The organism is Gemmatimonadales bacterium (assembly GCA_035502185.1).
GTDB lineage: Bacteria > Gemmatimonadota > Gemmatimonadetes > Gemmatimonadales > JACORV01 > Fen-1245.
The window spans coordinates 1-2,720 of record DATJUT010000106.1 but is presented as its reverse complement, the minus strand read 5'-3'; the positions used below and the strand labels follow the sequence as shown (position 1 = coordinate 2,720).

The window sequence follows — 2,720 nt, the reverse complement described above, 5'->3', positions numbered from 1 at the left end:
GCCTCGATCTTGGAGAGGTCGAGGATGTCGTTGATCAGCGCCAGCAGGTGGCGGCCGGCGGTGTGGATCTTCTCGAGGTCGGGGGCGAGCGCGGTCTGGCCGAGGTCGGCGACCTCCTCCTGCAGCATCTCGCTGTAGCCGATGATGGCGTTGAGCGGCGTCCGCAGCTCGTGGCTCATGCTGGCGAGGAACTGGCTCTTGGCGCTGTTGGCGGCCTCCGCCTCCTGGCGCGCCAGCAGCAGCTCGGTGATGTCGTGGTACAGCCCCATCACGCCCACCTGCTCGCCGGCCACGGTCACCGGCACCGCGAGCACCTCCACGTCCACCAGCGTGCCGTCCTTGCGCAGCCGCTGCCGCACGACCTTGACGGCGCGGTGGTCCGCCGCCTGGCGGGTGTACGCCACCGCCTCGCGGCGCATCTCCTCGGTGGTGATCAGCTGGTCGAGGTTGCGCCCCACCACCTCCGCCTCCGCGTAGCCGAACAGCCGCTCGAACGCGGGGTTGCACGAGACGATGTTCTCCTCGACGTCGAGGGCGACGATCGCCACCGGGTTGTTCTTGACCAGCTCCTCGAAGTACTGCTTCTGGTGCTGCGCCGCGCTGTAGAGCCGCGCGTTCTCAATCGCGATCGCCGCCTGCGGCGCGAACAGGTTTACCAGCCTGATGTCGCCCGGACCGAACGCCTTGCGGGGATCGGCGTGCCACACGCTCAGCGCGCCCACCAGCCGCCCCCGGATCAGCAGCGGGACCACCGCCACGGCGTGGGCTTCGACCTGAGCGTACTGCGCCGACCGCCCGGCCCAGGTGCGGTAATCCGGGATGATCAGCGGCTCGAGCGTGCGGGCCACGTGCCCCATCGCGCCCTCGCCCACCTTCAGCCGGGCGCCGGTCGCGACGGTGCCCGTGTTGTAGTTGGCGAGGATCACCAGCTCCTGCTTCGGCTCGTCGAAGATCGCCAGCTCGCCCCCCGACACGCCGAGCAGCGTCGCGGCGCGCTCCAGCACCGCCTGGAACAGCTTCGACAGCTCCAGCTCCGCCGACAGGTCGGTCAGCGTGTCGAGCAGCGCCTGCTGCTCGCCGGCGCGCCGCCGCTCGGCCTCGAGCAGCTGCGCCTGGCGCCGCACCAGCCGGGCGCGCGCGATGGCGATGCCCGCCTGGTTCGCCGCGGCGGTGAGGATCTCGAAGTCGTGCTGGTCGAACGCGTTCGGCTCGGTGCTCTCGACCGCCAGGACCCCGACCGGCTTGCCTTCGATCAGCAGCGGAAGGTCCACCTCCGATCCGCTGTTCAGGGCCGGCAGGTAGTGCGCGTCGCGGGTCACCTCCGGCGTGTAGTGCAGCTGGCCGTCGAGGAGCGGGCGCTCGCTGATGCCGTGGCCCGGCGGGATCCGCATGCTGGAGGGCACGCCGGACCACCCCACGCTGGCCCGCAGCACCCGCTCGCCGCTCGCCGGGTCGAGCATGAAGACGCCGAGGAAGTCGTAGCCGAGAGCCTCGTCGTGCAGGCCCTGCACCACGGCCTGGCAGACGTCATTCTCGTCCTGGGCGGCGGCGATGCCCGCCGAGAGGCGCAGCAGCGCGGACTGCCGCCGCGCGGTCGCGCCGGCAATGCGAGGACGCCCACGGCTTCGACGTGGCACCTTGCTCATGGCTGCTCGATCGACTGTTCGAGGATTGGGGAACGGACGGACAATAGCCGGAACGGCCTTGCCGGGCAACGCCTTACAGATGACCCAGGTTCACCACGGCGCCGGCGTACAGCGCCCGGGGCTGCGGGCCCGCGAGGGGCACGATGAGCCCGGCGTCGAACGCGAGCCAGGCGTGCGCGGCCAGCGTCGGTCCGGCGAGCAGCGCCACGATCGGCTTCGCGCCCGCGGCCCCGGCCGTGCCGGGGTAGCCGTACAGCTCGGCCACCCACCCCAGCGGGCCGGCCGCCGGCCCGCCGAACGACGCGGTCCACAGGGCGCTGCTCCGCGGGGCCAGCGTTCCGGGCCCGCTGCGCCGCGTGTAACCCAGGTTGAGGTCCATCGAGAGCGGGCCGAGGTCGTGGCTGGAGATCAGCAGCAGGGCCACGTCGGTCGTGCCGGTGCCGAGTCCGGACGCGGTCGGCGCGGTGGGCAGCTTGAGGGCGGGCTGCACCGAGAAGTCTCCCAGCACCGGGGCCTTCCGGAGCAGGCGCACCTTCAGGCCGACGGCCAGATCGCCGAGTCCGGTCGCGCCGCCCGCCGGCGGATGCACCAGCGTCCCGTCCAGGTCCAGCTGCAGGCCGCGGGCGAGCCCGAGCTTCACCACGACCGGCGCGAGGGCGCCGCTCGACCGATCGGGGAAGCGGTCGAACTCGCCGCCGGCCTCGATCTCCACCCAGCCCGGGGCGACGGTGTAGGCGTGGGTCGCCACGGTGGGCCGCTCGGGCTGCACCGCGTGCGGGTCTGGTGCGGGCTCCTGCGCCGCCGCGGCCGCGACGACGCTACTAGTGGCGAGCGCGAGGAGGAAGATCGTCGCCTCCGATGTTGGTTCCCCCGGCGCGCTATTCTACTCCTGGTGCGGCGATCCGTCAGCCCGCCCGTGCGCCCTGCCTCCGTTGCCCATCGTCACCGGGTGGGGACGCCGGCTCTCGGTCAACGGTCGACGTCCAGCCGCAGCAGCAGAGTGCGGGGCCGGCCGATGGACGGGCCGCTGGTGAAGGCCCCCTTCAGCACGTAGTGGAGGTTGAAGAGGTTGTC

Annotated in this window: 2 protein-coding genes; both read right to left on the bottom strand. The window is 72.3% G+C overall.

Annotation, left to right across the window (positions count from 1 at the left end):
* Positions 1–1,646, bottom strand: a 1,646-nt coding sequence (locus VMF70_14465; protein ID HTT69224.1) for a GAF domain-containing protein, incomplete at its 3' end; no start/stop codon positions are given.
* Between the two features lie 73 nt (positions 1,647–1,719).
* Positions 1,720–2,394, bottom strand: a complete 675-nt coding sequence (locus VMF70_14460; GenBank protein ID HTT69223.1) for a hypothetical protein — start codon at positions 2,392–2,394, stop codon at positions 1,720–1,722.
* Positions 2,395–2,720 lie beyond the last annotated feature (326 nt).